22 protein-coding genes are annotated in these 25,941 nt (G+C 64.0%); 8 read left to right on the top strand and 14 right to left on the bottom strand.

What is annotated here, in order from left to right; genetic code table 11:
* Positions 1-3 precede the first annotated feature (3 nt).
* The 3 genes from ABQE93_RS01735 to ABQE93_RS01725 are packed head-to-tail and all read right to left on the bottom strand — an operon-like array spanning position 4 to position 1,886.
* Entirely contained in the window at positions 4-459 is a 456-nt protein-coding gene (locus tag ABQE93_RS01735; protein ID WP_448405541.1) for a hypothetical protein, read from the bottom strand.
* Between the two features lie 19 nt (positions 460-478).
* Positions 479-910 carry a hypothetical protein gene (locus ABQE93_RS01730; RefSeq protein WP_448405540.1) on the bottom strand — a complete coding sequence of 144 codons (432 nt, stop codon included), beginning with the start codon at positions 908-910 and terminating at the stop codon, positions 479-481.
* 31 nt (positions 911-941) lie between these two features.
* Positions 942-1,886 carry an LLM class F420-dependent oxidoreductase gene (locus ABQE93_RS01725; RefSeq protein WP_448405539.1) on the bottom strand — a complete coding sequence of 315 codons (945 nt, stop codon included), beginning with the start codon at positions 1,884-1,886 and terminating at the stop codon, positions 942-944.
* A 261-nt stretch (positions 1,887-2,147) separates the two neighbouring features.
* Here ABQE93_RS01725 and ectA point away from each other — a divergent pair, with 261 nt between their 5' ends.
* Genes ectA through thpD form a run of 4 tightly spaced genes read left to right on the top strand, consistent with a single transcriptional unit; the run spans position 2,148 to position 5,346 of the window.
* Positions 2,148-2,705 (top strand): diaminobutyrate acetyltransferase, encoded by a 558-nt coding sequence (gene ectA, locus ABQE93_RS01720; RefSeq protein ID WP_448405538.1) that lies wholly within the window; start codon positions 2,148-2,150, stop codon positions 2,703-2,705.
* A gap of 30 nt (positions 2,706-2,735) precedes the next feature.
* Entirely contained in the window at positions 2,736-4,025 is a 1,290-nt protein-coding gene (ectB, locus tag ABQE93_RS01715) for a diaminobutyrate--2-oxoglutarate transaminase (RefSeq protein WP_448405537.1), read from the top strand.
* Positions 4,026-4,039: 14 nt separating this feature from the next.
* On the top strand, positions 4,040-4,429 hold the full coding sequence (locus ABQE93_RS01710; protein WP_448405536.1) for an ectoine synthase: 390 nt from the start codon (positions 4,040-4,042) through the stop codon (positions 4,427-4,429).
* Positions 4,426-5,346, top strand: a complete 921-nt coding sequence (gene thpD / locus ABQE93_RS01705; RefSeq protein WP_448405535.1) for an ectoine hydroxylase — start codon at positions 4,426-4,428, stop codon at positions 5,344-5,346. Before ABQE93_RS01710 ends, thpD begins: the two co-directional genes overlap by 4 nt.
* A 34-nt stretch (positions 5,347-5,380) precedes the next feature.
* Here thpD and ABQE93_RS01700 read toward each other — a convergent pair whose 3' ends face one another.
* Entirely contained in the window at positions 5,381-5,854 is a 474-nt protein-coding gene (locus ABQE93_RS01700; protein ID WP_448405534.1) for a hemerythrin domain-containing protein, read from the bottom strand.
* A gap of 273 nt (positions 5,855-6,127) precedes the next feature.
* Here ABQE93_RS01700 and dnaK point away from each other — a divergent pair, with 273 nt between their 5' ends.
* From dnaK to ABQE93_RS01680, 4 genes are read left to right on the top strand one after another with little or no spacing between them, the layout of a single operon-like run.
* Positions 6,128-7,993 carry a molecular chaperone DnaK gene (gene dnaK, locus ABQE93_RS01695; protein ID WP_448405533.1) on the top strand — a complete coding sequence of 622 codons (1,866 nt, stop codon included), beginning with the start codon at positions 6,128-6,130 and terminating at the stop codon, positions 7,991-7,993.
* Positions 7,990-8,592: a nucleotide exchange factor GrpE gene (grpE, locus tag ABQE93_RS01690; protein WP_448405532.1), complete on the top strand. Its 603-nt coding sequence runs from the start codon at positions 7,990-7,992 to the stop codon at positions 8,590-8,592. Before dnaK ends, grpE begins: the two co-directional genes overlap by 4 nt.
* A 35-nt stretch (positions 8,593-8,627) precedes the next feature.
* Positions 8,628-9,821, top strand: a complete 1,194-nt coding sequence (dnaJ, locus tag ABQE93_RS01685; protein WP_448405530.1) for a molecular chaperone DnaJ — start codon at positions 8,628-8,630, stop codon at positions 9,819-9,821.
* On the top strand, positions 9,821-10,189 hold the full coding sequence (locus ABQE93_RS01680) for a heat shock protein transcriptional repressor HspR (RefSeq protein WP_448405529.1): 369 nt from the start codon (positions 9,821-9,823) through the stop codon (positions 10,187-10,189). Before dnaJ ends, ABQE93_RS01680 begins: the two co-directional genes overlap by 1 nt.
* 13 nt (positions 10,190-10,202) lie before the next feature.
* Here the strand turns inward: ABQE93_RS01680 and ABQE93_RS01675 are convergent, their stop codons facing one another.
* The 10 genes from ABQE93_RS01675 to ABQE93_RS01630 form a co-directional block, all read right to left on the bottom strand.
* The gene (locus ABQE93_RS01675) at positions 10,203-10,427 is read right to left on the bottom strand and encodes a hypothetical protein (protein WP_448405528.1); all 225 of its coding nucleotides are present in this window, start codon (positions 10,425-10,427) and stop codon (positions 10,203-10,205) included.
* A gap of 232 nt (positions 10,428-10,659) precedes the next feature.
* A complete protein-coding gene (locus tag ABQE93_RS01670) occupies positions 10,660-12,564 on the bottom strand; it encodes a PGRS repeat-containing protein (protein ID WP_448405527.1) in 1,905 nt (634 codons plus the stop codon).
* 132 nt (positions 12,565-12,696) lie between these two features.
* A complete protein-coding gene (locus ABQE93_RS01665) occupies positions 12,697-14,139 on the bottom strand; it encodes a sugar nucleotide-binding protein (RefSeq protein WP_448405526.1) in 1,443 nt (480 codons plus the stop codon).
* 15 nt (positions 14,140-14,154) lie between these two features.
* On the bottom strand, positions 14,155-15,153 hold the full coding sequence (rfbB, locus tag ABQE93_RS01660; protein WP_448405525.1) for a dTDP-glucose 4,6-dehydratase: 999 nt from the start codon (positions 15,151-15,153) through the stop codon (positions 14,155-14,157).
* Positions 15,153-16,022 (bottom strand): glucose-1-phosphate thymidylyltransferase RfbA, encoded by an 870-nt coding sequence (gene rfbA / locus ABQE93_RS01655; protein WP_448405524.1) that lies wholly within the window; start codon positions 16,020-16,022, stop codon positions 15,153-15,155. Before rfbA ends, rfbB begins: the two co-directional genes overlap by 1 nt.
* A gap of 84 nt (positions 16,023-16,106) precedes the next feature.
* Positions 16,107-17,357, bottom strand: a complete 1,251-nt coding sequence (locus ABQE93_RS01650; RefSeq protein WP_448405523.1) for a hypothetical protein — start codon at positions 17,355-17,357, stop codon at positions 16,107-16,109.
* 211 nt (positions 17,358-17,568) lie between these two features.
* Positions 17,569-20,487 (bottom strand): MMPL/RND family transporter, encoded by a 2,919-nt coding sequence (locus tag ABQE93_RS01645; RefSeq protein ID WP_448405522.1) that lies wholly within the window; start codon positions 20,485-20,487, stop codon positions 17,569-17,571.
* Positions 20,488-20,523: 36 nt separating this feature from the next.
* Entirely contained in the window at positions 20,524-23,460 is a 2,937-nt protein-coding gene (locus ABQE93_RS01640; RefSeq protein WP_448405521.1) for an MMPL/RND family transporter, read from the bottom strand.
* On the bottom strand, positions 23,457-23,846 hold the full coding sequence (locus ABQE93_RS01635; protein WP_448405520.1) for an MmpS family transport accessory protein: 390 nt from the start codon (positions 23,844-23,846) through the stop codon (positions 23,457-23,459). The genes ABQE93_RS01640 and ABQE93_RS01635 overlap by 4 nt, the downstream gene beginning before the upstream one ends.
* Positions 23,847-24,394: 548 nt before the next feature.
* Complete coding sequence (locus ABQE93_RS01630) at positions 24,395-25,777, bottom strand: hypothetical protein (RefSeq protein ID WP_448405519.1); 1,383 nt, start codon at positions 25,775-25,777, stop codon at positions 24,395-24,397.
* Between the last annotated feature and the right edge of the window lie 164 nt (positions 25,778-25,941).

Raw genomic sequence — 25,941 nt, 5'->3', positions numbered from 1 at the left:
GGCTCAGTTCTGGTCGTCGGGTGGCGCGGTGACGGTCTCGGTCTGGGTCACCGTTTCGGTGCTGGTGCTGACGCTGGTGGTCGGCTCGGTGGTGGTGGTTGTGGTCGGTGGGGTCGTCGTCGTAGTGGTCGTCGTTTGCGGCGGCGGTGTGGTGGTCGGAGTGACTGTCTCCGTGACGGTTTCGCGCGTCGGCACGGTCGTCACGACCGACCTCGTCGTGGTGGTGAGCGGGGTCAAGGTTTCGGAATCGGTCGGTTCGTCACCGCCGGCGATCAGCTGGGCCAGCCCCCACACGATCAGCGCGATCACCACCGCGCCCAGCGCGCCGAGCGCCACCAGCGCGGCCGGCTTGCGGTACCACGGCGTCGGCTCCTCGGGCGGCGTGCCGTAGTACTCCGTCGGTGAGTCGTCGGGGTAGTTCGGGTCGTTCGGGTCGTTTGGAGGTCCGTATCGCGCCACGGCCACCGATAGTAGGCGCTCAGGGCAGCGGATAGAGCGTGCGCGTCACATTTGTGCGCGGCTTGCGCCGGGTACTGGTCTCCGTCGACTCCTCTTCGTCGTCGGTCTCGACGGTCGGCTCGGCGCTGGAGGTCTCGGTTTCCGTCGTGGTTTCCGAAGTGGTCTCGAGCGCCGACAGGTCGGTGGTCTGCGGCGGGCTCGTGGTGGTGACCGTCTGGGTGGTGACGGTCGGGGCGGCCGACCGGGTGGCCGGCGCCGAATAGGTGGGTTCGACGAAGTTGAGCGGAGCCTGTTCGGGCGCGCTGAACTGGCGGGCCATCGCCGTCGCGGCGAGGACCAAGACGGCGATCACCGCGAGCGCGGCGATGCTCGCACCGACGAGGCTGGGCGTGCGGTTGTGCCAGGGCTGCCCGTCGTCGCGATCGTCGTCCCGGCGGGTCACGGGACGCATCGTAGCCGCGGAGCGCTCCAACGGCGCGCGCTCAGCGCAGCGCAGGAACGACTTCGCGGGCGAAGAACTCCAGGTGATCGAGGTCGGACATGTCCAGAAGCTGCAGGTAAACGCGCTGGATACCGGCATCGGTATAGCCGGCGAGCTTGTCGGCGATCTCGGCGGGCGTGCCCACCAGCGGGGAGTTGCTGCGCAACTCGTCGACCTCGCGGCCGATCGCGGCTGCGCGCCGGGCGATCTCGGCCTCGTCGCGACCCGCGCAGATCACGAACGCCGCCGAGAACGTCATCGAGTCGACGGAGCGTCCGGCCTCGGCCAGCGCCGCACCGACCCGCTTGATCTGGGTCTTGGCCACGTCAAGGGGGACGAACGGCACGTTGAACTCCGCGGCGTATTCCGCGGCCAACTGCGGGGTGCGCTTGGCACCGGTGCCGCCGATGATGATCGGCGGGTGCGGCGACTGCACGGGTTTGGGAAGCGCGGGTGACTTGGTCACGGCGTAGTGGGTGCCCGAGAAGTCGAACGTCTCGCCGGGCGGCGTCGTCCACAGCCCGGTGAGGATGCGTAGCTGTTCGGTAAGCCGGTCGAACCGCTCGCCGACAGACGGGAACGGGATCGCATAGCCGGTGTGCTCGGCCTCGAACCAGCCGGCACCCAGACCGAGTTCGACTCGTCCGCCGCTCATGTCGTCGACCTGGGCGACGGAGACGGCCAGCGGGCCCGGATAGCGGAACGTCGCCGAGGTGACCAAGGTGCCCAGCCGGATCGAAGACGTCTCGCGCGCGATGCCGGCCAGTGTGACCCAGGAATCGGTGGGGCCGGGCAAACCCTCACCGCTCATCGCGACGTAGTGGTCTGACCGGAAGAACGCCGAGTAGCCGAGTTGTTCGGTGGCGCGGGCGACCGCTAGTTGGTCGGCGTAGGAGGCACCTTGTTGCGGTTCGACAAAGACCCGGAAATTCGCCAGAGAGTTCACGAGCGTCAGCCTAGAGCGGCGAAGTGGCGCAGCTCACCCGATGCCGGGGTTTTGGTAACAATTCGATAACAGCCGTGCTGCGTCGCGCGGCACGCTCCGGGTTCGTGTTTGCGCAGGTTTGCGGGGTGGAGGGGACGTTCTGGGGGCCAATTTGGCCGGTCGTCGAGCTTGATCGGCTAGTGAGGCTGCCTTACGGTCGGTTCACCGATGAACTGAACTGACGATGGTCGACAACTGCTCGGTGGTGACTGCTAACTGGTTATGTCCGCTCTAAATCGTGCCCCTCATGCGTGGGCAGATTCGCTGCGTTCACCGGTGGCTGCAGATGCGCTCGCAATGCATCGATTAGTTGCTGCCACCGGCGTGCTGGATCTCAATTCGTCGTACGCCTACCTGTTGCTGGCGACGGATTTCGCGGATACCTCAATCGTGGCGGATCGCGCCGGCAAACTCTGCGGGCTCATCACCGGCTATCACCCGCCGGCCCGACCGGATGTGTTGTTCGTCTGGCAGGTGGCGGTCTCTGATGCCGCCCGGGGTCAGGGTTTGGCCAGCGCCATGCTCGACGCCCTGGTGCACCGCGTGCGCAGTGATCGTTGTGGCCACCCCGTCACCGTGGAGACCACCGTCGCGCCAAGCAACTCGGCGTCGCGAGCGTTCTTCGGTGCGTTCGCCCGACGCCACGGGGTGCCGCTGACCGAGAGTCCGCACTTCAGCTCCGAGCTGCTCGCCGCTGATGGCGAGCACGAAGAAGAGCCGTTGCTACGGATCGGACCGATCACGGCTGCGCTACCGAACGAAATGTCCGACGAAAAGTAAACTGATTATCTGAAACTGAGGATTGACTGTATGTCGCTCGCAATATTGACCCCCCTGTCCGAATCCGAGCTTCCCGATATCTATAGCTCGGTGGAATCGGAGGTGCGCAGCTACTGCCGCGGTTGGCCGGCGGTCATCGAGCGCGCTCAGGGTTCCTGGGTTACCGATACGTCCGGTCGCCGGTATCTCGACTTCTTCGCCGGCGCAGGAGCATTGAACTACGGGCACAACAACCCGGTGCTCAAAAAGCCCCTTCTGGACTATCTCGCGTCCGACGGAATCGTGCATTCCCTGGACGTCGCCACGTCCGCGAAAACGGACTTCCTGGAAACGTTTGACCGCGTGATCCTGAAGCCGCGCAAACTGGACTACAAGGTGCAGTTTCCGGGGCCGACCGGCGCCAACTCGGTCGAGGCGGCGCTGAAGCTGGCCAGGAAGGTGACCGGGCGCGAATCGATCATCAGCTTCACCAACGCTTTTCACGGGATGACGCTGGGTGCGCTTTCGGTGACCGGCAACTCGATGAAGCGTGCCGGCGCGGGTATCCCCCTGGTGCATGCGACCCCGATGCCGTACGACAACTACTTCGACGGCGTCACCGAGGACTTCCACTGGTTCGAGCGTGTTCTCGACGACTCGGGTAGCGGGCTCAACCGGCCGGCCGCGGTGATCGTCGAAACCGTGCAGGGCGAAGGTGGGCTCAACGTCGCCCGCATCGAATGGCTGCAGGCGCTGGAAAAGCTGTGCCGCGAGCGCGACATCCTGCTGATCGTCGACGACGTCCAGATGGGTTGCGGCCGAACGGGTCCGTTCTTCAGCTTCGAAGAGGCCGGCATCACCCCCGACATCGTGACGCTGTCGAAATCGATCAGCGGCTACGGGCTGCCCATGGCGCTGACGCTGTTCCGCCGTGATCTGGATGTTTGGGCTCCCGGTGAGCACAACGGCACCTTCCGCGGCCACAACCCGGCGTTCATCACCGCCACGCATGCGCTCAAGTCCTTCTGGCAGAGTTCAGATTTCACCGACGAAACGGTGAAAAAGGGCAAGTTCATGCGTAAGCGTCTCGAAGAGATCGCTGCCGCGCACGACGGCGTCTCCGCTCGGGGCCGGGGAATGGCGCAGGGGCTGAAGTTCGAGGACACCGAGCTGGCCTCCGCGGTGTGCCGCGCCGCGTTCGACCGCGGTGCGCTGATGGAGACCAGCGGCCCCTCGGACGAAGTGGTCAAACTTCTCCCACCGCTTACCATTTCGCAGGAAGATCTCGAGACCGGCATGGACATCCTCGCCGAGGCTGTCGATGCGACGGTCACTGCATAGAAAGTGTTCGATCCATGATTGTGCGTACTACCGCAGAAATCACCGGCACCGAACGTGACGTTTCAGACGGTGCGTGGAGGTCCAAGCGGATCATCCTCGCCGGTGACGGTGTGGGTTTCTCGTTTCACGAGACCACCATTAACGCGAACTCGGTCAGCGAATTCCACTACCAACACCACGTCGAGGCGGTGTGGGTCGTCGAAGGCAGCGGTTCGTTGACCAACCTCGAGACCGGGGAGAAGTATGTCTTGGCCCCGGGGACGATGTATCTGCTCGACGGCCACGAACGGCACCGGGTCACCTGCGACGAACAGCTCAGGATGCTGTGCGTCTTCAATCCGCCGGTGACCGGCCTCGAGGTCCACGACGAGACGGGCGCTTATCCGCCACCGCAGATAGCATGAGTACCGTGACGATGCCGCGCGTCCGCGACCGGTATCCGACGCGGTTGGGCCATGCGATTTCACCGATTCCTCGGGAAGAGCCGACGGTGTGGGGCGGCCCGCACGACGGCCCGCTCGCCAAGGAGGCGTTGGACGCCTTCGCGCGGGCGGGCTATATGGTGCGGCCGCGCACGCTCGGCGAGGACTGGCTGCCGCCGCTGCGCCAGGAACTCGAGCGGATGGGTGCCGAACTCGACCGCGACGACCCGCGGGTGATCTACGAGCCGGGCGGGGGCAGTATCCGCTCGGTGTTTGAGCCCCACCTGATCAGCGACCTCGTCGCGGAGGTCGTCGGGCTGGAGACCGTGATACCGGTGGCGCGGCAGTTGCTCGGCAGCGATGTCTACATCCACCAGGCCCGGATCAACATGATGCCGGGGTTCACCGGTACCGGGTTCTACTGGCATTCGGATTTCGAAACCTGGCACGCGGAGGACGGAATGCCCCTCATGCGCGCGGTTTCGTGTTCGATCGCGTTGACCGACAACCATCCCTACAACGGCCCGTTGATGGTGATGCCGGGATCTCATGAGGTGTTCTATCCGTGTGTCGGCGCCACGCCGGACAACCACCACGCCTCATCGCTCGTGCGGCAGGAAACCGGTGTGCCCGATCAGGACGCGCTGACCAAGGCCGCCGCCGAGTACGGCATCGACCAGCTCACCGGGCCCGCCGGGACGGCGGTCTGGTTCGACTGCAACCTGTTACACGGCTCCGCATCGAACATCACGCCGCTGCCGCGGTCGAACGTCTTCCTGGTGTTCAACTCGGTCGACAACGCGCTCACCGAACCGTTCGCGGCGCCACGTCCGCGGCCCGAGTACCTGGCGTGCCGCAACCCCGAGCCGTTCGGGGTGAACCCGCCGCCGGTGCGCTGATCCGCGTCGGTCCTGGCCGCCTCGGCTCGGGCGGTCAGGCCCAGCGCACCATCTCCCGCCCCGGGTGGGCGTCGTGCCAGGCCTGGATCGCGGCGTCCCACTGGTCACCGTCCAGCGACGTCAGCGCCGCGGGGAAGAGCCCGTCTTCTTCCTTTCGGGTGTGCTCGAAGAGGTGCTCCACCGCGTCGCGGATGGCCTGCTGACCCTCGGGGCGGGAGATATCCACGGTGGCGAGCAGTTCCTCGAGTTCGCGGTGCTCGCGCACCAGCGGGTCGATGTGCTCGGCGAACAGGTCGTCGGTGGACATGACCGCGAACAGGCCGTTCTCCTCGCCCTTGAAGTGCGAGAACAGCTCGTCGGCCATCGCGGCCAGCTTTTCGCGCGCGGTCAGCAGATCGCCGCGGTCGATCGCGCGTACCGCATCGCCGCCGAGGTTGAGCACCTCGGCGTGCTCGCTGATGTAATCGCGGATCAACGGCATGTCGCGGCATCCGCAGTATTGGCACATATTCCGATGCTAGGAGCACGGCCGCGAAACCGACGCAATGGTCGAATTGCGGCTCGTGGAGCCGCCATTGCGTCGGTTTCGAGTAAGAGCTGCCTAGGCCGGGAACAAAGCGGCGATCCACTCCGTTGAACCCGTCGACAGTTGAGTGCAGTGTGCTCAAGTCTGGTTTGACAGGATGGGGTCCGTCGGAGCAGTCTTGAGTGCGGTGCACTCAGCCCGAATGAGTGCAGTGCACTCGTGACCCCTAGCAGGACTATTTCAGGAGGCAACACTATGGCTCGTGCGGTCGGAATCGACCTCGGGACCACCAACTCCGTCGTCGCGGTACTGGAGGGTGGCGACCCCGTGGTCGTCGCGAACTCCGAGGGCTCCCGCACCACGCCGTCCGTCGTCGCGTTCGCTCGCAACGGCGAGGTGCTGGTCGGCCAGCCCGCCAAGAACCAGGCGGTGACCAACGTCGACCGGACCATCAGATCGGTCAAGCGCCACATGGGCTCGGACTGGTCGGTGGAGATCGACGACAAGAAGTACAGCGCGCCCGAAATCAGCGCGCGGACCTTGATGAAGCTGAAGCGAGACGCCGAAGCCTATCTGGGCGAGGACATCACCGACGCGGTGATCACCGTGCCCGCCTACTTCAACGACTCCCAGCGTCAGGCCACAAAGGACGCCGGCCAGATCGCCGGTCTCAACGTGCTGCGCATCGTCAACGAGCCCACCGCCGCGGCGCTGGCCTACGGGCTGGACAAGGGGCAGAGTGAGCAGACCATCCTGGTCTTCGACCTCGGTGGCGGCACGTTCGACGTATCGCTGCTGGAAATCGGCGAGGGCGTCGTCGAGGTGCGCGCCACCAGCGGCGACAACCACCTCGGTGGCGACGACTGGGACGACCGCATCGTCGAATGGCTGGTCGAGAAGTTCAAGGGCACCTCCGGCATCGACCTGACCAAGGACAAGATGGCGATGCAGCGGCTGCGGGAGGCCGCGGAGAAGGCGAAGATCGAGCTGAGCTCGAGCCAGCAGACGTCGATCAACCTGCCCTACATCACCGTCGACGCGGACAAGAACCCGCTGTTCCTCGACGAACAGCTCAGCCGTGCCGAGTTCCAGCGCATCACCCAGGATCTGCTGGACCGGGCCCGCAAGCCGTTCCAGTCGGTGATCAAGGACGCCGGCATCTCGGTGTCCGACATCGACCACGTCGTGCTGGTCGGCGGCTCCACCCGGATGCCCGCCGTCTCGGATCTGGTCAAGGAGATGACCGGCGGCAAGGAGCCCAACAAGGGTGTCAACCCGGACGAGGTTGTCGCGGTGGGCGCCGCGCTGCAAGCCGGTGTGCTCAAGGGTGAGGTGAAAGACGTTCTGCTGCTGGACGTTACGCCGTTGTCGCTTGGTATCGAGACCAAGGGCGGCGTGATGACCAAGCTGATCGAGCGCAACACCACGATCCCGACCAAGCGGTCGGAGACGTTCACCACCGCCGACGACAACCAGCCGTCGGTGCAGATCCAGGTGTACCAGGGTGAGCGTGAGATCGCCGCGCACAACAAGCTGCTCGGCAGCTTCGAGCTGACCGGTATTCCGCCGGCGCCGCGCGGTGTGCCCCAGATCGAGGTGACGTTCGACATCGACGCCAACGGCATCGTGCACGTCACCGCCAAGGACAAGGGCACCGGCAAGGAGAACACCATCCGCATCCAGGAAGGCTCCGGTATCTCCAAGGAGGAGATCGACCGGATGGTCAAGGATGCCGAGGCCCATGCCGAGGAGGACCGCAAGCGCCGTGAGGAGGCCGACGTCCGCAACCAGGCCGAGTCGCTGGTGTACCAGACGGAGAAGTTCGTCAAGGAGCAACGCGAGGCCGAAGGCGGATCCAAGGTCCCCGAGGACACGTTGAGCAAGGTCGACGGCGCGATCGCCGACGCGAAGAAGGCGCTGGAAGGCACCGATATCGCTGCGATCAAGTCCGCGATGGAACAGCTGGGCGTCGAAAGCCAGGCGCTCGGCCAGGCGATCTACGAGGCGACCCAGGCCGAACAGGCCGCAGGCGGCGGCACCGCCGACGCTGGCGCCACGGGCTCGTCGGCTGACGATGTGGTGGACGCCGAGGTTGTCGACGAGGACCAGGAGAACAAGTGAGCCAGAACGATTCGCACGAGCCGGTGACTGTCACCGACAAGCGGCGTATCGACCCCGACACTGGCGAAGTACGTGAACAGGCGACCGGGCCGGCTCCTAGTGAGCCGGCGCCGGAAGCCGGGGGTTCGCCGCAGGAAGTCACCGAGCTGAAATCCACACTTCAGCGGGTAAAGGCCGAGTACGACAATTACCGCAAGCGCACGCTGCGTGACCAGCAGGTCATCGCCGAGCGGTCCAAGGCCACCGTCCTCACCGAGCTGTTGCCGGTGCTCGACGACCTGGACCGGGCGCGCAGCCACGGTGACCTGGAGTCCGGGCCGTTCAAGGCGGTCGCTGACAAGCTGACCGGCATCCTTGAGGGGCTTGGTCTTTCGGCCTTCGGTGACGAGGGCGACGATTTCGATCCCGAGCTGCACGAAGCCGTTCAGCACGAGGGCGACGGCACCCATCCCGTCGTGGGAACCGTGATGCGGCGCGGCTACCGGGTCGGAGATTTCGTGCTACGCCACGCCATGGTCGGTGTCGTCGACACCATTCCCGAATCCGCCGACACGTCGGATAACACCGACGAATCGGACGAGAAGGCAGCAGAATCCTAATAGCGACTAGGCAAATGGTAAGGAGGTGACGCGACATGGCCCAGCGTGAATGGGTCGAGAAGGACTTCTACTCCGAGCTCGGCGTCTCCTCTGACGCCAGCGACCAGGAGATCAAGCGGGCGGCGCGCAAGCTGCTCGCCGAAAACCATCCCGACCGAAACCCGGGCAACTCGGCGGCAGAGGAACGGTACAAAGCCGTTTCGGAAGCCAAAGAGGTGCTGACCGACCCGGCCAAACGTAAGGAATACGACGAGACCCGAAGGCTTTTCGCCAACGGTGGCTTCGGTCGTGGCCGGTTCGGCGGCGGCGGTGGCGGCGGTTTCGGCGGGTTCGGTGGTGGCTACGGCTCTGACGGTGTCGAGTTCAACCTGAACGACTTGTTCGATGCGGCCGGTCAGACCGGTGGTGCGAACATCGGCGACCTGTTCGGCGGTCTGTTCGGGCGGGGCGCACAGCAGCCCCGGCCGAGCCGGCCGCGGCGCGGCAACGACCTGGAGACCGAGACCGAACTGTCGTTCCTCGAGGCGACCAAGGGCGTCGCGATGCCGCTGCGCCTCACCAGCCCCGCGCCGTGCACGAATTGTCATGGCAGCGGCGCACGTCCGGGCACCAGCCCGAAGGTGTGTCCGAACTGCAACGGGGCCGGCGTGATCAGCCGCAACCAGGGCGCGTTCGGGTTTTCCGAACCGTGTACGGAATGCCGGGGCAGCGGCTCGATCATCGAGCACCCGTGTCAGGAGTGCAAGGGCACCGGTGTCACCACCCGGACCCGCACGATCAATGTGCGGATCCCGCCGGGCGTCGAGGACGGGCAACGGATCCGGCTGGCCGGACAGGGTGAGGCCGGGCTACGCGGTGCGCCGTCGGGCGACCTGTACGTGACCGTCCATGTGCGCCCGGACACGGTTTTCGGTCGCAAGGGCGACGACCTGACCGTCACCGTACCGGTGAGCTTTCATGAATTAGCACTGGGCACAACGCTTTCGGTGCCAACTCTGGAGGGTAAGGTCGGCGTGCGGGTGCCCAAGGGAACGTCGGACGGACGGATCCTGCGGGTGCGCGGACGTGGGGTGCCCAAGCGTTCCGGTGGCCACGGCGACCTGCTCGTCACGGTCAAGGTGGCGGTGCCGCCGAACCTGCAGGGCGAGGCGGCCGAGGCGCTGGAGGCATACGCCAAGGCCGAGCGGGCCAGCGGGTTTGACCCGCGGGCAGGATGGGCAGGTGCGTGATGGCGGCGAAGCGTTCCAACGATGACGCGCGCACGTTCCTGATTTCGGTCGCCGCCGAGTTGGCGGGTATGCATGCGCAGACGCTGCGTACCTACGACCGGCTGGGTCTGGTGCGTCCGCAGCGCACGGCCGGTGGCGGCAGGCGCTACTCGCAGCACGACGTTGACTTGCTGCGGGAAGTGCAGCGCCTTTCTCAGGACGAGGGTGTGAACCTCGCGGGGATCAAGCGCATCATCCAGTTGACCAACCAGGTCGAGGCGCTGCAGTCGCGGGTCAAGGAGTTGACGCGCGAGCTCGAGGAGCTGCGGGCGCAGCCGCGGGCCAAGAGCACCGCGTTGGTGGTGTGGCAGCCGCGCAACCAGCGTTAGTCGGCGGGGGCGTTCAGCGTCGCTGGCAGGCGTTGCCGTTTTTCAGGCGAGCGATCGCGTCAAGGACCTGACGCCCCACCGAGGACTGGTACTCACGCAGGTACTTCTCCCGCCGTGGGTCGTCCTCTGCCAGTTGGTGGGTCAGCGGATGCGGGGTTTTCCAGACCGCCTCCTGCGCCGCCGCGCCCACAGCCACTTCGAACTCGTAGCTGTCAGTTGCGCCTACATCACGCGACATAACGTCTCGGTACCCGAAATCCCGCAGCCGGAATCTGCCGCTGCAATTGGTGCAAACTTTCGCACACGAAATTTTTCATTAATGCTCCCCCTACGGGGCATCACCTTACACCGGCGGTACCGCCAGTACCGGTAACTCGAATACTGAGATATGCGCAAATGCGGGAAACGCCTCGCTGCGCGGTCGGACTTCGCTAATTCCTTGTGTTACAGCGGTTTAGTGCGATAGGCGGCTAATTGAGGCCGCCGACAACAAGCCGGATGAGGTCGATCAGGCCGGTGAGCAGGATGGGCGGGGTTCCTGTGCTGCCGGGGCAGACGCCTATACCGAGGACACAACTCCCGCCGGCACCAGGCTGCCCGGGGGTTCGGAGATCGAACGCGTAAGCGTCGCCGCCGGAACCGCCGTTGGCGCGTAACCCGAGGCCGTTGGTGCCTCCGTCACCGCCCCTGCCGCCGATGGCCGCGCCGGGGATATCGGTTGCATCGGCCAGCAGGGAGTACGCGTTGCCGCCGCTGCCGCCGGTGCCGCCGGAAAGAAGGATGCTGCCGGTGTTGCCGCCATTGCCGCCCGCCCCGCCGATCGCCCGCATCGGCTCACCGTTAGTGGGGAAGATGAACGCGACGACATTCAGTAGGGCGCTCACGGGCGGGTACTCGAAGTTGAGGGCGATGCCGCCGTTGCCGCCGTTGCCGCCGGTGCCAGTCGAACCGTTGCCGCCATCGCCACCGTCACCGCCCATCACGGTTCCGGGTACGTAGAACGGGTTGAAGTGGCCGAGCGCGAAGCTCAGCACGTGACCGCCGTTGCCGCCGTTACCACCCGAGCCGCCGTCGCCACCCCGGCCGCCGGCCCCGCCGTTGCCGGTGAAAAATCCGCCGTTACCACCGTTCCCGCCGTTACCACCGCCTCCCTGTAAGGTGCCGGTCAAGTTCCAACCGCCGTCACCGCCGCGACCGCCGTTGCCGCCGCTGCCCCACAGGAACGCGTGCCCACCGTTGCCGCCTTTACCGCCGGCGGGAGGGATCCCCACAAAAGTGCCGCCGGATGCACCGTCGCCGCCGTTGCCGCCGTTGCCGATGAACCCCGAGGCCCCACCGTTGCCGCCGTTCTGGCCGGAGCCCGCGGGCGGGGAATAGCCGTCGCCGCCGTTGCCGAACAGCCAGCCACCTGGCTTTCCGTCGGGGCTGTCCGCGGTGCCGTCCGCACCGTGGCCGATGAGCGCTCGGCCTCGCCACTCGTTGGTGGCCACGGCAATGATGGCTTCCTGGAGGGTGATGTGGACCGGGAAGCTGAGAATGCCGAGCGGTGCGATGGCGGCTTGGGTCTGGGCGATGAGGGAAGCCAGCACGCCGGGAAAATCGATGATGAAGTCGAACTCGCCGGCGAACGGGGTGATTACTGGTCCCGCGAGGGTGCCCGGTGAGGAAGCCCCGTCTACCTGGCGTTCGCTTAGCCAGGAGGAGAGGGACACTCCATACGGAGAAAGCCATTCGTCGCTGGCGGTGACCAGATCGACGGTCGTGGCCGTGGGCTCCGCGGGGCTCTCCTCGGCGACGTCGTCCTCGGTAGCGGCTTCGATCGTGGGAGCGTTCTCGGTCGGGTTTTCTGGTGCGGGGTCGTCGGTGATGCCGACGCCGGTGACGTCGTCCTCTAACGGTTCGTCGTCTTCAAGTTCTTCGTCTTCAAGTTCTTCGTCTGTGGCGTCGTCTTCGTCGTCCAGGTCTTCTCCGAGGTCTTCTTCGGCGAAGTCCTCATCGTCTAACTCGGCGAGATCGTCCTCCTCGTCGGCGGGCTCCAAACTGCTGTCGACGTCGTCGAAGCTGGAGTCGTCGAGGCTCTCCGCGACGGTCGCGTTACGCATGGTGGCGGCAGTGTCACGACCGTTTGAGTCGTCGCCATCGGCGGTGCTCTGCCCATCAGATTTGCTGTCACTGGCTGATGCGGAATCACTGCCGGAGGTGTCGGCGTGGGCAACTCCGGTCCCTGCCGCCATCCCGGCGCATACCCCGATGGCAACTGCACCGGTACCGAGCCAAAGCGCAACCTCACTCTGACGTTGCTGCTCACGGTGACGGCCACGGCGGCGTTTAGCGCTGCTGGCGGCGCGTTTTGCCGCAGAGTGCCTGGCAGCCATTCGTGACACTTTACCGGCTAGGTGTATCCCCGTCCTATAGTTGCCGGGGTCTTTATTAACGGCGCCAACTATTTGCTATTTGAAGCTTTTGTGTTGGGTTCGAATCTGGAGCCGGTCCGGCGCAGGGGGCGATCAAGGGCTCGTCAGATGGTGGCTTTCGCGGGCATGGAGTTCGACGTAGTTCGTCAGCGTCTCGTCGGCGTCGACGGGAACGAAGCCGGTGGACTCGATCTTCGTCAGGTCCAGAACGCTGTTGGCCGGGCGCGGAGCCACGGGTCCCTTGGCTTGGGCGAAGTACTCGGCGGTGGAAACGCCGGTCACCCGACTCGGGTCATGGCCGGCGACGTCGAATGTGCGTTGCGCGATCTGCGCCCATGACCGAACCGAACCGGATCCCGTCACGTTGTAGGTGCCATAGGGTGCGCGGGTGTCGGTGACGTGTCGGATCGCCCGGGCCAGCTCCGAGGTGAACGTCAAGCGTCCGAACTGATCGTCGACGACCGACGGGTTCACGTCGTTGTTGGCCAGCGACAACATGGTGCGTACGAAGTTTCGCCCGTCGCCGATCACCCACGACGTGCGCAGGATGTAGTGACGCGGAAGCGTGGCCACGAGCTGATCGCCGGCGGCCTTGGTCTGTCCGTACACGCCCAGAGGCGCAGGCGGGTGGTCCTCTCGGTACGGCGTCGTGCTCGTGCCGTCGAACACGTAGTCACTGGAGATATGCACGACGGTGATGCCATGCTCAGCGGCGACCCGCACCAGGGCCGCCACACCGGTGACGTTGGTAGCCCACGCCGCGGCACGGCCTTCCGCGGTCTCGGCCGCGTCGACGTTGGTGTAGGCCGCGGCGTTGATGACCGTGTCGTACTCGCGCCAAGCACGGGCGGAAGCGAGGTCACCGGCAGCGAGGTCGAGATCGGCGCGCCCGGCGAACTCGACGGAGGTCGCGTCGGCGTACGCATGGCGCAATGCGCGGCCCAGTTGTCCGTCGGCGCCGACGATCAGGGTCTTACGCGGCGCAATGGGTTCGACTTCTGCCAGGCGCGGCTGGGCCCGGTCCTTGGCTGACAACACGGCTTGGTCCAACGGAATTGGCCAGTCGATGGCGACGCGCTCATCGCCGGGATGCACCGAGGTGTAGTTCGCGTCGGGGGAGTAGTGGTCGTTGACGAGGTAGGAGTAGACGGTGTTCGGCTCGAGGGTTTGGTACGCATTGCCCACCCCGCGCGGCACAAAAACGGCGCGTGATGGGTCGAGTTCGACGGTGAACACCGCACCAAACGTTGCGCCGGCACGCAGATCGACCCAGGCACCGAAAGCCCGCCCGGCCGCAACCGAAACGAACTTGTCCCACGGCTCGGCATGGATACCGCGCGTCGTACCCAGCGACTCATTGAACGCGATGTTGTGTTGCACCGGCCCGAAATCCGGCATTCCGGCATCGACCATCTTCGCGCGCTGCCAGTTCTCCTTGAACCAGCCGCGGTTGTCGCCGTGCACGGGTAGCTGCCAAACGGTCAGCCCCGGAATGGAGGTATCCGTGGCGCCCAACGTCTTGCCGTACTCCGTCATTGCTTGGCTTCTCCGTCATTGCCCGAGTTGGGCGTAAAACGCTTCGGTGGCTTCCTTGGCGGGTGCCCACCAGTCTTCGTGATTGCGATACCAGTCAATAGTCGCAGACAGACCTTCCTCGAAGTCTGCGTACCGTGGGCGCCACCCGAGTTCCGTGCGAAGTTTCGTCGAGTCGATTGCGTACCGCAGATCGTGACCAGTGCGGTCGGCGACGTTGTCGTAGGCATCGGGATCCTGTCCCATCATGGTCAGGATCAGTTCGACGACGGTCTTGTTGTCCTTCTCTCCGTCGGCGCCGATGAGATAGGTTTCTCCGACCCGGCCCGTTTCCAAGATCTGCAGCACCGCCGACGAGTGATCGTCGGCATGGATCCAGTCGCGCACGTTGCGCCCATCGCCGTACAGCTTGGGCCGAATACCCCACAAGATGTTGGTGATCTGCCGCGGCACGAACTTCTCGACGTGCTGGTACGGGCCGTAGTTGTTGGAGCAGTTCGATATGGTCGCCGCCACTCCATACGACCGGACCCACGCCCGGACCAACATGTCGCTGCCGGCCTTCGTCGAGGAGTACGGCGAAGAGGGGTGGTACGAACTGGATTCGGTGAACCGCGCCGGATCGTCGAGCGCCAGGTCGCCGTACACCTCGTCGGTGGAGACGTGGTGAAGCCGGACGCCGTGCTTGCGCACCGCTTCGAGAAGGGTGAAGGTACCGATCACATTGGTGCGTACGAACGGCTCGGGAAAGCTCAGCGAATTGTCGTTGTGCGACTCCGCGGCGTAGTGCACCACCGTATCGACAGACGCCACCAGCTCATCGACGAGCTCCGCATCGGCGACATCGCCGCGGACGAACGTCAACCGTGACTCGGGCAGACCAGACAACGACGCCAGATTGCCTGCATAGGTGAGCTTGTCGAGCACCGTGACGTGATGGTCGGTGTGGTCGATCACGTAATGCACAAAGTTGGATCCGATAAAGCCCGCGCCGCCGGTGACGAGAAGCCGAGCCACTAAAAACCTCTTTCGAGCAGATCCAACAGATAGTTTCCGTAGCCCGACTTGACCAGTGTCGTGGCGTGCTCATACAGCTCGTCGTCGGTGAGAAAGCCCTGCCGCCAGGCGATTTCTTCGGGCACCCCGATCTTCAAGCCGGTGCGCCGCTCCATCGTGCGCACAAAGTCGGCGGCGTCGGTCATCTGGTCGAAGGTCCCGGTGTCCAGCCATGCGGTTCCGCGTGGCAGCACTTGCACGCGCAGCCGACCCTGCTCGAGGTAGGCACGGTTGACGTCGGTGATCTCGTATTCACCACGATCGCTCGGGGCGAGGTCCTTCGCGATCGCCACGACATCGTTGTCGTAGAAGTACAGCCCCGGCACCGCGTAATTGCTCTTGGGTTGTTTGGGCTTTTCCTCCAGTGACACCACCGTCCCGGTGGCATCGAATTCCACGACGCCGTAGGCGGACGGTTCGCTCACCCAGTAAGCGAATATCGTTCCGCCGTCGACGTCGTCGAAGCGCCTCAGTTGGGTGCCCATGCCCGGCCCGTACAGGAGGTTGTCCCCGAGGATCAGCGCCACCTTGTCGGTTCCGATGAATTCCTCGCCGATGGTGAAGGCTTGGGCGAGCCCGTCCGGTGAGGGTTGTTGGGCGAAGGTGATCGAGATCCCGAACCGCGATCCGTCACCGAGCAGACGCTCGAAACTCTCCGCGTCGTGCGGCGTCGTGATCACCAGGATGTCGCGGATACCGGCCAACATCAGCGTGGAGAGCGGGTAGTAGATCATCGGCTTGTCGTACACGGGGATCAGCTGCTTGGACACGCCGAGCGTGATCGGATGCAATCGCGTGCCGGAGCCACCCGCGAGGATGATTCCTTTCATGGCGCCGCCCACAGCGAGCGACCGCTCGGATGCGTCGCGTCGCAACCAAGTATTCCGCGTGCGGCCACTGTCTCTGTCCGCTGACTATGCGGTCGCCTTTTCGGCGTCACGGGTATTGGTGGAATCATCGCTGTCTGTCTTGGTGCCGGTGGTGGTCGACGTCACCGTCGATCCGGTTGTCGTGTCTTCCGATCCATCGTCGTCGTTCTTGACTGCCGGGGTGTCGTTTTGGCCAGTCTCCGGATCGGTGTCGGTGTCGGGGTCGGTCTCGATGTCGGTGTCGGTCTCGACGTCTAGGTCAACATCCGAGTCGATCTCCGCGTCGTCTTCGCCGGCGGTGTCTTCGTCTGGGATCTCTTCGACCACCTCGGTTTCGGCGGGCGTGTCCTCCGCGGGCACCTCGGTTTCGGCGGGTGGTATTTCGTCGGTGCGAATCTCGGATTCAGCGGTCTCGTCAGACGACGCCGGCATCATCTTCAGCGCGGCTTGGAGCGCGGGCCGTTCTTCGGCATCGACGGCGTCATCCGCCGCGAGCGCGGCGCCAGGATCCGGTTCCGGTTCGGGCTCGGGCTCGGGCTCGGGCTCGGGTGCTGGTGTCGGAAGAACCCCGATAGCCTGCAGGATGTTTCTGATCCCGTCGGCGATCCATTGGAGGGCTTGGACCAGCGGCTGGAACGGCCAAAGCGTGTAATCGAGGACGTTCACTGCTAGGGCGAGGAAACCTTGCGCCGCTGCGTAGGCGTTGCTGTAGAGGTTGATGGCGGCGGTGCCGAAAAAACCTGCCACGGTGGTTTGTTCACCGTTGCCCCACGGTGACATGCCGAGCGCGGCGTTGCCGACACCGATCGCTGAGGCGTTGCCCGGACCGAGTTGCACGGCGAGGTTGCCCGCGCCGGAGGCGCCAGCGTTAGCGGGTGAATTCCCGAGCGGGGAGGCGCTGATGACGATGTTGGGTCCGCCGATCGATGAGGCAGTTCCCGGCCCGACCTGAGCGACGATCCCAAAAAGCGAGAACATCGCGGCGGCAGTCGCGTTGTCGCCGAACGCGGTCGCCGCGGTAAAAGCGCTCAGCGCAGCCGTGGCGTTGGCGCCGCGGCCGATTGCCACGGCGCTACTGAAGAATCCCAACGAGGCGTTGGCGGTGGCACCCGGGCCGATCGCGATCGCGATCGTCGTGATGTTGCTTGAGCAACCGTTGCCGTTGTTCAACCCGAAGGCTGAGAAGCATGTCGCGTTGGCGGCCGGGGCTCCATTGACGGCACCGGTCGCGATCGCGGTGGAGACGGCCAACGCGCCGACCAACGAGCCACGTTTTTTCACTCGATGTTGAGCCATCGACAACCCTAGTCTTCGTAGTCATTGCCAGTTCCGGACACTACCGTCACGCTATACAGGTCTAACCCTGTTTTCGGAACTTAATTTACTTTGCGGACAATATCAATCGTTGGTGTGGTGAGCCAGGCGGCAGAACACCGGCCGCATGGGGTTGACCAGCGGTTTTCTCGTTTCTGACGGCGCAATTTCAGGATCTGCCAGCAGGCTCCGTTCAGGTCAAGTTGAGGTTTACAGGTAGACGCTCAGTTGTAATTGAGTCATCGTGCGCGCCGTCGGGCAGAAGCAAGGCTCGTGCGACGGGACGCGGGGCGACGGACCGAAGCATTCGACTGGCCGGACGGGGACGGACGATCTGTGGCCACCAGAACCAACGTCCGAGCAGTGCGGCGATCGACGGTGTCAGGAATGCGCGCACCACCAACGTGTCGAACAGCAGACCCAGCGCGATCGTGGTGCCGACTTGGCCGATGATCCGCAAATCGCTGAACACCATCGCACCCATCGTGAATGCGAATACCAGGCCCGCGTTCGTCACGACCTTGCCCGTACCGCCCATCGCGCGGATGATGCCGGTGTTTATCCCGGCGGCGATTTCTTCTTTCATCCGGGAAACCAGCAGCAGGTTGTAGTCGGAACCGACTCCCAGAAGGACGATTACGGCCATCGGGAGCACCATCCAGTGCAGGTTGATGCCCAGGATGTATTGCCAGATAAGCACCGCCAGCCCGAACGATGCGCCCAGCGAAAGCGCGACGGTACCGACGATCACCAAGGCGGCAATGATACTGCGGGTGATCACCAGCATGATGATGAAAATCAGACACAGCGCGCTCACCGCCGCGATGTACAGGTCGTACTTTGATCCATCGCGAAGGTCTTGAAAGGTCGACGCGGCGCCCGCGATATGGATGCTGGCGCCTTGCAGCGGCGTGGTCTTGAGCGCTTCCTCGGCCGCCATTCTGATCTGGTCGATATTCGCGATGCTCTCGGGCGCTCCGGGATCGTCCTTGTGAGAAATGATGAAACGGGCCGCTTTCCCGTCGGGCGACAGGAACGAATTCATCGCGCGCTGGAAGTCGGCGTTCTGGAACACTTCCGGAGGCAGATAGAACGAATCGTCGTTGTTGGCGGCGTCGAACGCCTGGCCCATGGCGGTGGCGTCCTCGTTCGATTCGTTCAGCACGTCGAAAAGCCCAGCCATGGTGCTGTGCATCGTCAGCAACATATCGCGCATCGCGGTCATGATCTCGATCATGCGAGGCAACGACTCCAGTAGTCGCGGCAGCAGCGCATCCATCTTTTCCAGGTCAACCACCAGGTCCTGCATTTTGTGGGTGAGCGTGTCGACCTTGTCGAGTGCGTCGAAGATACTTCTGATCGCCCAGCACACCGGGATGTTCATGCAATGCGGTTCCCAGTAGAAGTAATTGCGGATCGGCCTGAAGAAATCGTCGAAGTCGGCGATGTGATCTCGTAGATCAGCGACCACCACCGACATATCTTTGGTGACGAGGACCGAGTCGTGGGTGATGTCGGTCAATTGCCGCTGGATGTCGTACATGACCTGCGCCAAGGCGATTTGTTTGTCCATCAGTTCGGCCTGCTTCAGCATGTCGTCCACCTGGTCCTGCATATGCTTCATCATCTGGACCTGGCCGGCGTTCTGGATGCTGATCAGAAACGGAATGGAAGTACGTTCTATCGGGGTGCCTTCGGGGCGCGTAATGCCCTGTACGCGAGAGACTCCCGGGACTTGGAATAGGGCCTTGGCGAGCTTGTGCAGCACGATAAAGTCATCCGGGTTCCGCATATCGTGATCGGATTCGATCATGAGAATATCGGGCATCATTCGTGCCTGGGAGAAATGACGATCAGCGGCGGCATAGCCCAGATTGGCCGGAACATCGTCGGGTAGGTATTTGCGGTCGTCATAGCTCGTCTGGTAACCCGGCAGTGCAATCAGCCCGACCAACGTAACCGCCAGTGTCGCAACGAGAATGGGGCCGGGCCAACGAACGATGGCCGTACCGACTCGGCGCCACCGGCGGGTACCGATCTTCCGCTTCGGGTCGAACAAACCGAACCGGCTCCCGACGGTCAACACCGCGGGAACCAGCGTGAGCGCGACGACGACCGCGACGACCATCCCGACGGCGCAGGGCACGCCGACGGTCTGGAAGATCGACATCCGGGTGAAGCTCAGACACAGGAGGGCGCCGGCGATGGTCAAGCCCGACCCCAGAACCACATGGGCCACCCCTCGATAGGTGGTGTAGAAAGCGGTTTCGGGGTCTTGGCCGGCTTGGCGCGCTTCCTGGTACCGGCCGAAAAAGAAGATCCCGTAGTCGGTTCCGGCAGCCATCGCGAGTGCGACCAGCATGTGGACGGCAAAGGTCGACAGCAGAACCAGATCGATGTGGCCGATGAAGGCGACGATTCCGCGGGCGGAAAACACTTCGACACCAACCGTGACCAAGAGCAGGATCACGGTGGCGAACGAACGGTAGACGATGAGCAGCACCACGAAAATGGCGAAGGCTCCGATCAGCGTCAACCTCAGAATGGATCTTTCGCCGGCGTGCGTCATATCCCCGACGAGCGCTGCCGAGCCGGTGACGTAAACCTCGACGCCGGGAGGCGGCGGTGCCTGATCGACAATCTGTCGAACCGCCGCCACAGACTCTTGCGACTCCGGCGTGCCCTGGTCGCCGGCTAGGTTCAGCTGGACATAAACAGCGTGACCGTCGGGACTTTGCGCACCCGCCGCCGTGAGCCGATCTCCCCAGAGGTCCTGGACATGCTGGATATGCGGGTCGCTTCTGAGCTGGCGGATCAGTCCGTCGTAGTAGGGGCGGACGTCCTCGCCGATAGGTTGCTGAGCCTCCAGCACGATCATCGCCATGCTGTCCGAATCGGATTCTTGGAAGACTTTGCCCATGCGGACCATCGCCTCAACCGCTGGCGCGTCGCGCGGGCTCATCGGCACGGCCTGCTCCCGGCCGACCTGCTCGAGCGATGGCACCGCAAACGTCACCAGCAGCGTCAGCGCGACCCACGCCAGGATGATGAGCGGCGCAAACTTGCGGATCATCCGCGCAATAACAGGCCGCCGCCGGTGCTCGGTGCTCATGTGGTCATCAGCGGACAGCAACGGTAGACGCTCACGCTATCGGCCGTTGCCACGGTGGTCTCCGGTGTTGCCGGCCGTGAAGTCGGCCCCCTCGGGCGGCGGGGTTTGTAGCAGTGCACGGACCAGCGGGCGCGGACCGGTGGCCCGGAGCAACGAACTCGCGGGGCGGGGCCGCACGCGTTGCGGCCACCAGAACCACCGGCCCAGCAGCGCGGCGATCGACGGTGTCATGAACGCGCGCACCACCAACGTGTCGAACAGCAGGCCCAGGCCGATCGTCGTGCCGATCTGACCGATGCTGAGCAGGTCGCTGATCGCCATTGAGCCCATCGTCGCGGCGAATACCAAGCCCGCGGTGGTCACGACCTTCCCGGTGCCTCCCATCGCGCGAATGATCGCGGTGTTGATACCGGCGCCCAGTTCGTCCTTGATCCGCGCGACGAGCAGCAGGTTGTAATCGGAGCCCACCGCCAACAGGACGATCACGGCCATTACGAGCACCGCCCAGTGAATCGGTATGCCGAGCAGATACTGCCAGACGAATACCGACACACCGAAGGCCGCGCCCAGCGAGATCAGAACCGTACCGACGATAACTATCGCAGCCACAACACTTCTCGTCATGATCAACATGACGATGAAGATCAGGCAGATCGCCGCGACAACCGCGATCAGCAGATCGAACTGCGACCCCACGACGATGTCATTCGTCATGGCCGCGGTGCCGCTGAGATAAATCGGAGAACCTTCCAGAGGAGTCCCCTTGAGCGCCTCCTCGGCAGCAGTCCGAATTGCACCTACCCGTGCGATGCCCTCGGGCGAAGCGGGGTCGTCCTTTTGGGTGATGAACATCCGGACCGATTTTCCGTCCGGCGATATGAATATATCGATAACACGTTTGAAGTCTTCATTTTTGAAGATGTCCGGAGGAATGTAGAACGAATCGTCGTTCATCGACGCGTCGAACGACTTGCCCATGGCCGTCGGATCGACATTGGCTTCGTCCATTTGACCAAAGACGCCCGACATTGTGGCATGCATGCTCAGCATCATCGTGCGCATGCTTTCCATGATCGCGATCATCTGTGGAAACTGGACGAGCATCTGGGGCATGAGCACATCGATCTTGTCGAGGTTCAACACCAGGTCGTCGAGCTTCGCGGTGAGCGCATCAACCCCGTCGATCGTGTCGAACAAACTCCTGATCGACCAACAGATTGGGATATTGAAGCAGTGCGGTTCCCAGAAGAAGTAATTGCGGATCGGCCTGATGAAATCGTCGAAATTGGAAATACTGTCGCGTAATTGCTCTGTAATTTCCTGTACTTCATGGGTTTTGGTGGTCATATCATGCATCGTCGCGACCATCTGCTCCATCAGCGCATACATGTTCCGCATGATGTTGACCGCTTCCTCGAGCATTTCGGCCTGCTCGAGGATCTGATCCATTTGGGCTTTCTGAAACACCATGTATTGCTGTTGACCCGCCTGTTGCATGCTGAGCATGTAGGGGATCGTGGTGTGCGGGATCGGGGTGCCCTCGGGACGCGTCACCGCCTGCACTTTCGATACGCCCGGCACGGCGAGGACGGCTTTGGCAAGTTTGTTCAAGACAAGAAAGTCGGTGGGATTGCGGAGGTCGCGATCGGTCGAAACCATCAGCATCTCGGGCGCCATCATCACCGACTCGGGGAAGTGTCGCGCTGCGGCGGCCATTCCCTGATTGGCCGGGATGTCCTTCGGCAGGTACTTCTGATCGTTGTAGCTCGGTTTGAAACCTGGAAGAACCAGCAGCCCAACGAGAGTGACGGCCATCGTGGCGGTGAGGATCGGCGCGGGCCATCGGACGATCGCCGTACCGATCCGTCGCCACCCGTGGTGGTTGAGATGCCGCTTCGGGTCGAGTAGACCAAACCGGCTTCCCACGGTGATGACCGCGGGGTAAAGCGTGAGCGCAACCCCGATCGCGACGATCACGCCGACGGCACAGGGCAGCGCCAAGAGGCTGAAGAACCTCAGGCGGGTGAAACTCAGACAGTAAAGCGCGCCCGCGATCGTCAAACCGGATGCCAAGACCACCTTGGCTACCCCGAGATAGGTTGTGTAGAAGGCGGTTTCCCTGTCCTCGCCCGCCTGACGTGCCTCTTGGTATCGACCGAAGAAAAAGATCCCGTAATCGGTGCCCGCCGCGATGCACAGGGCCACCAGAAGGTTCACGCCGAAAGTCGTCAGGCCGATGAAGTCGTGTAGGCCGAGGAGTGCGACGACGCCTCGGGCAGCCTGCAGTTGTATCCCGACCACGGACAGCAATAGCAGAACGGTTGCGACAGAGCGGTATACGAAAAGAAGCATCACCAGGATGACGGTGATACTCACCACGGTGATCAGGATGACCGTCCTGTTGCCGCTCGCGCTGATATCGGCGGCCACTGCCGAAGGGCCGGTGACGTATGCCGTGACACCCGGCGGCGGTTGCATACGGTCGACGATGTCGCGAACGGCTGTCACGGATTCAATGGTCGAGGCTTGGTCGTTGTGAGTGCCGACAAGACTTATCTGGACGTAGGCGGCTTTGCCGTCGCTGCTTTGGGCGGCGCCCCTGGTGAGTTCGTCGCCCCAGAAGTCCTGAACGGCCTGCACATGCTCGTGATCGGCACGCAGCGCACCGATCAGTTGCTCGTAATACCGGTGGGCATCCTGACCTAAGGGTTCGTCACCTTCCAGGACGATGATCACCGCGCCGCCGGAGTCGGGTGAGTTGAAGGCCTCGCTCATCCGCTCGGCAGCCTGAAATGACGGCGCATCGGTGGGGTTCAGCGATTGCGCTTGCCCTTGTTCGACTTCTTCGAGCGTCGGGACGGCGACGGTCAAGATCGCGACAATCACCAACCACGCCAAAATGATTGGGACTGAAAAGCGCCGAATCATCTGCGCTGCCCGCGGCCGAGTGCTGTGCAGCTGGTGGTAACTCATGCGGCCTTCAGCATGCAGCTGGTGAAGGTACTCACTGCGTGCTGTTTGATGGTTTCGGATTTGACGACGTTGTCCACCAGGATGCGGCAGCCGAGGCTTTCGCTATCGCCGTTCGCCGCGATACTGCCGACACCTGCTGCCGTGGAGATCGGGAATTCGAGCGACCACGGTAGGGGCACATCTCTGATGAACTTCGGGTTCCCGCTTTCGTCGAAGTAACTGATTTGCGCGACAGTGCCTGGCGGCCCGAAGATTTCGTACCTCAAGTACTTCGGGTTGAGCGGAGTCTCGTCTTCGACCTGGGTGTCGCCGTATGACAGCGCGTTGACAGTTCCGAAGATGTTGTGCAGCCGCGACACCGTGAAACCTCCCGCGATCACCACCACGACGATGACGAGCGGAAGCCATACCCGTCGGAAAAGGCGGAACGCCGCGGATGCCGGGGTGCGACGCCTGCGACGAACCGGAGGCGGACCCGAAGGTTGACGCGTCCGTCGCCGAAGGAAGCCGCGCCGGCGCGCGCGGACGGCGTCAGCGGTGTCCTCGGCGGCGACGTCGGAGCGGGCCGGTCCAACGTCGTGTGCACTGCCGTCGACCACCGCACCCATTCCTTTCCCCTTCCGACGTTTCGCCCCAGGGGCCATGCCAGCGAACAGCGGTCTACCTCGTGGGCCCGCGTCTCGAAGACCGCGGCCGATCTCGGGGACAGCCAACCATGGAGACGGTCTCCATATTGACGGTTCCGTAACAAATCGTAAAGCATCGCCCTGTAGGGCATCCTTGGATCTTCGATGCCCGCGGCTCGCGCCCACGTCGTTGCGACGACGAAGTCAGCAAATCCGGCGCTCCACGGAGTTGTTGGCCGACGGCCGGGTATGGCGTAGGCGCGGTAGCGGCGCAGATGGCAGGCCGAGGCGGCATCACGATCGGTCGATTAGTCGATCTCGCCAGACAGGTTGAACTCGGCCAGCGTGCTGTCGACCAGATCCCGCAGAGCGGTCTTGGTAGTCACGCCACCGGGCTGGTAGGCCTGGATGCTCATCGAGATCTTGCCGACCGTCGGTAGCCGGCCGAACAAAACCTGCAATTGGCCACCGGTTCGCTCAAGTCGCTCTTCGGTGATGTATTGGTTGGTCCCGCGCGCCCACGCGGACTGGCACTGCGTGCCGTCCGGACAGGTCACGGCCGAGCCCACGTCGCCGAAGTTGGAAATGACCGCCGGCTGGTCGGGATCGTCCATCGCCCAGTCCATCAGTTGCTTCCACGTCCGCCTTGGGGTGAACGGGGTGAGCGGAAGAAGCGGTGACGCTTCGTCCGGGGTGTCCCGCAGCGTGGCCAATGCTTCTTTTATCGCGCTGCGAGCAGCGCTGAGGTCCTTTGTCACCTGCGTCGGGTCGATGCTGGCGCGGGCAAAGGACACCGCGACAGCGCGCGTGTCGTCCTCGGTGCGATCGCTCACGATGATCTGCATCTTGACGGTGCCGTCGTCGCGATGCCGTCGCCCCAGGTGCTCTCCGAGTCTGGCGGCCAACCCGGTTGCCAGCGTGTTGCTAGCCCCGCGCAACTCCTGGGCGCGGGCATCCCACTCGTTCGAGTCGATCAGGAGCCAAACGCCGGGCACCATCACGGGACGTTCTTCTCCGGAGCGGACGGCCGTCGGCTTCGCGGGCTTACGGACGTCGTCGTTTTGGCGCCGACGCGCCTCCTTGGCCGCGGCGACCATGGCGCGGGCCACCTCGGGCGCCTCGCGGGCGGTCTGGCCGGCGTCCTCAACCAGTGCGCGAAATCGGGTCCGCGACCGCGGCGGGGGGTAGTCGTGCTCGCGGGCGAAGCCCATGATCGCCTTGGCGACTTCGACGACGCTGCCGAGGCCGTCGAGCACGTAGTGCGATATCACCCCGGTGATCGCGGTCGAGCCGTCCGTCAACGGAAGGACACCGATATGCCAAGCCGGGCCCGCCTCGGGATCGACGGGTATCTGTGCGCGTTCGTCGAACCATTCGCCGAGTTCGGCGCGTGGACGAGGAGTCTCTGCGATGTGGATGGGCGCCGGCCGCAGTTCGGCGACCCACCGGTACCGGGCGAACGGCAGCGGCGGACGTTCGATGAGCCGGCCCCACAACGAACGGCTCATGATTTGGAGAAACCGCTGTAGCCCATCGAGGTCGATCGCCCGGTCGTAAAGCCACGCGACCTGCATGACTTCCTTCTGGCCGCTGGCGCGGTGGCCCGCATAGAACGCCTGGTCCATCAGCGCGAGCCGATTGTCCGACGTCGTCTCACCGGTGGATTCACGTACCGGGTCCGAAATTGTCACTGATGGGCCTCCGATAGCTCAGGGCTCGCGCGCGTGGCTCCCCCTACAGCGTCGGCGCCGCCGAGTCGACCTTATTTGACACGAGCGTCAGAATAGCCGAAGGGGGTTTACACTCTGGGCGGTTTCCGTAGTGGTCAATCGCGGCGGACAAAACTGGAGGGCCG

Source organism: Mycolicibacterium sp. XJ662 (assembly GCF_053484035.1).
This window is presented reverse-complemented; position numbering and strand designations above follow the sequence as displayed.

Coding starts and splice junctions, on each gene's coding strand:
- ABQE93_RS01730 (WP_448405540.1), bottom strand. CDS start 910: ATGCGTCCCGTGACCCGCCGGGACGACGATCGCGACGACGGGCAGCCC.
- ectA (WP_448405538.1), top strand. CDS start 2,148: ATGTCCGCTCTAAATCGTGCCCCTCATGCGTGGGCAGATTCGCTGCGT.
- ectB (WP_448405537.1), top strand. CDS start 2,736: ATGTCGCTCGCAATATTGACCCCCCTGTCCGAATCCGAGCTTCCCGAT.
- ABQE93_RS01710 (WP_448405536.1), top strand. CDS start 4,040: ATGATTGTGCGTACTACCGCAGAAATCACCGGCACCGAACGTGACGTT.
- thpD (WP_448405535.1), top strand. CDS start 4,426: ATGAGTACCGTGACGATGCCGCGCGTCCGCGACCGGTATCCGACGCGG.
- ABQE93_RS01700 (WP_448405534.1), bottom strand. CDS start 5,854: ATGTGCCAATACTGCGGATGCCGCGACATGCCGTTGATCCGCGATTAC.
- dnaK (WP_448405533.1), top strand. CDS start 6,128: ATGGCTCGTGCGGTCGGAATCGACCTCGGGACCACCAACTCCGTCGTC.
- dnaJ (WP_448405530.1), top strand. CDS start 8,628: ATGGCCCAGCGTGAATGGGTCGAGAAGGACTTCTACTCCGAGCTCGGC.
- ABQE93_RS01680 (WP_448405529.1), top strand. CDS start 9,821: ATGGCGGCGAAGCGTTCCAACGATGACGCGCGCACGTTCCTGATTTCG.
- ABQE93_RS01675 (WP_448405528.1), bottom strand. CDS start 10,427: ATGTCGCGTGATGTAGGCGCAACTGACAGCTACGAGTTCGAAGTGGCT.
- ABQE93_RS01670 (WP_448405527.1), bottom strand. CDS start 12,564: ATGGCTGCCAGGCACTCTGCGGCAAAACGCGCCGCCAGCAGCGCTAAA.
- ABQE93_RS01665 (WP_448405526.1), bottom strand. CDS start 14,139: ATGACGGAGTACGGCAAGACGTTGGGCGCCACGGATACCTCCATTCCG.
- rfbA (WP_448405524.1), bottom strand. CDS start 16,022: ATGAAAGGAATCATCCTCGCGGGTGGCTCCGGCACGCGATTGCATCCG.
- ABQE93_RS01650 (WP_448405523.1), bottom strand. CDS start 17,357: ATGGCTCAACATCGAGTGAAAAAACGTGGCTCGTTGGTCGGCGCGTTG.
- ABQE93_RS01645 (WP_448405522.1), bottom strand. CDS start 20,487: ATGAGCACCGAGCACCGGCGGCGGCCTGTTATTGCGCGGATGATCCGC.
- ABQE93_RS01640 (WP_448405521.1), bottom strand. CDS start 23,460: ATGAGTTACCACCAGCTGCACAGCACTCGGCCGCGGGCAGCGCAGATG.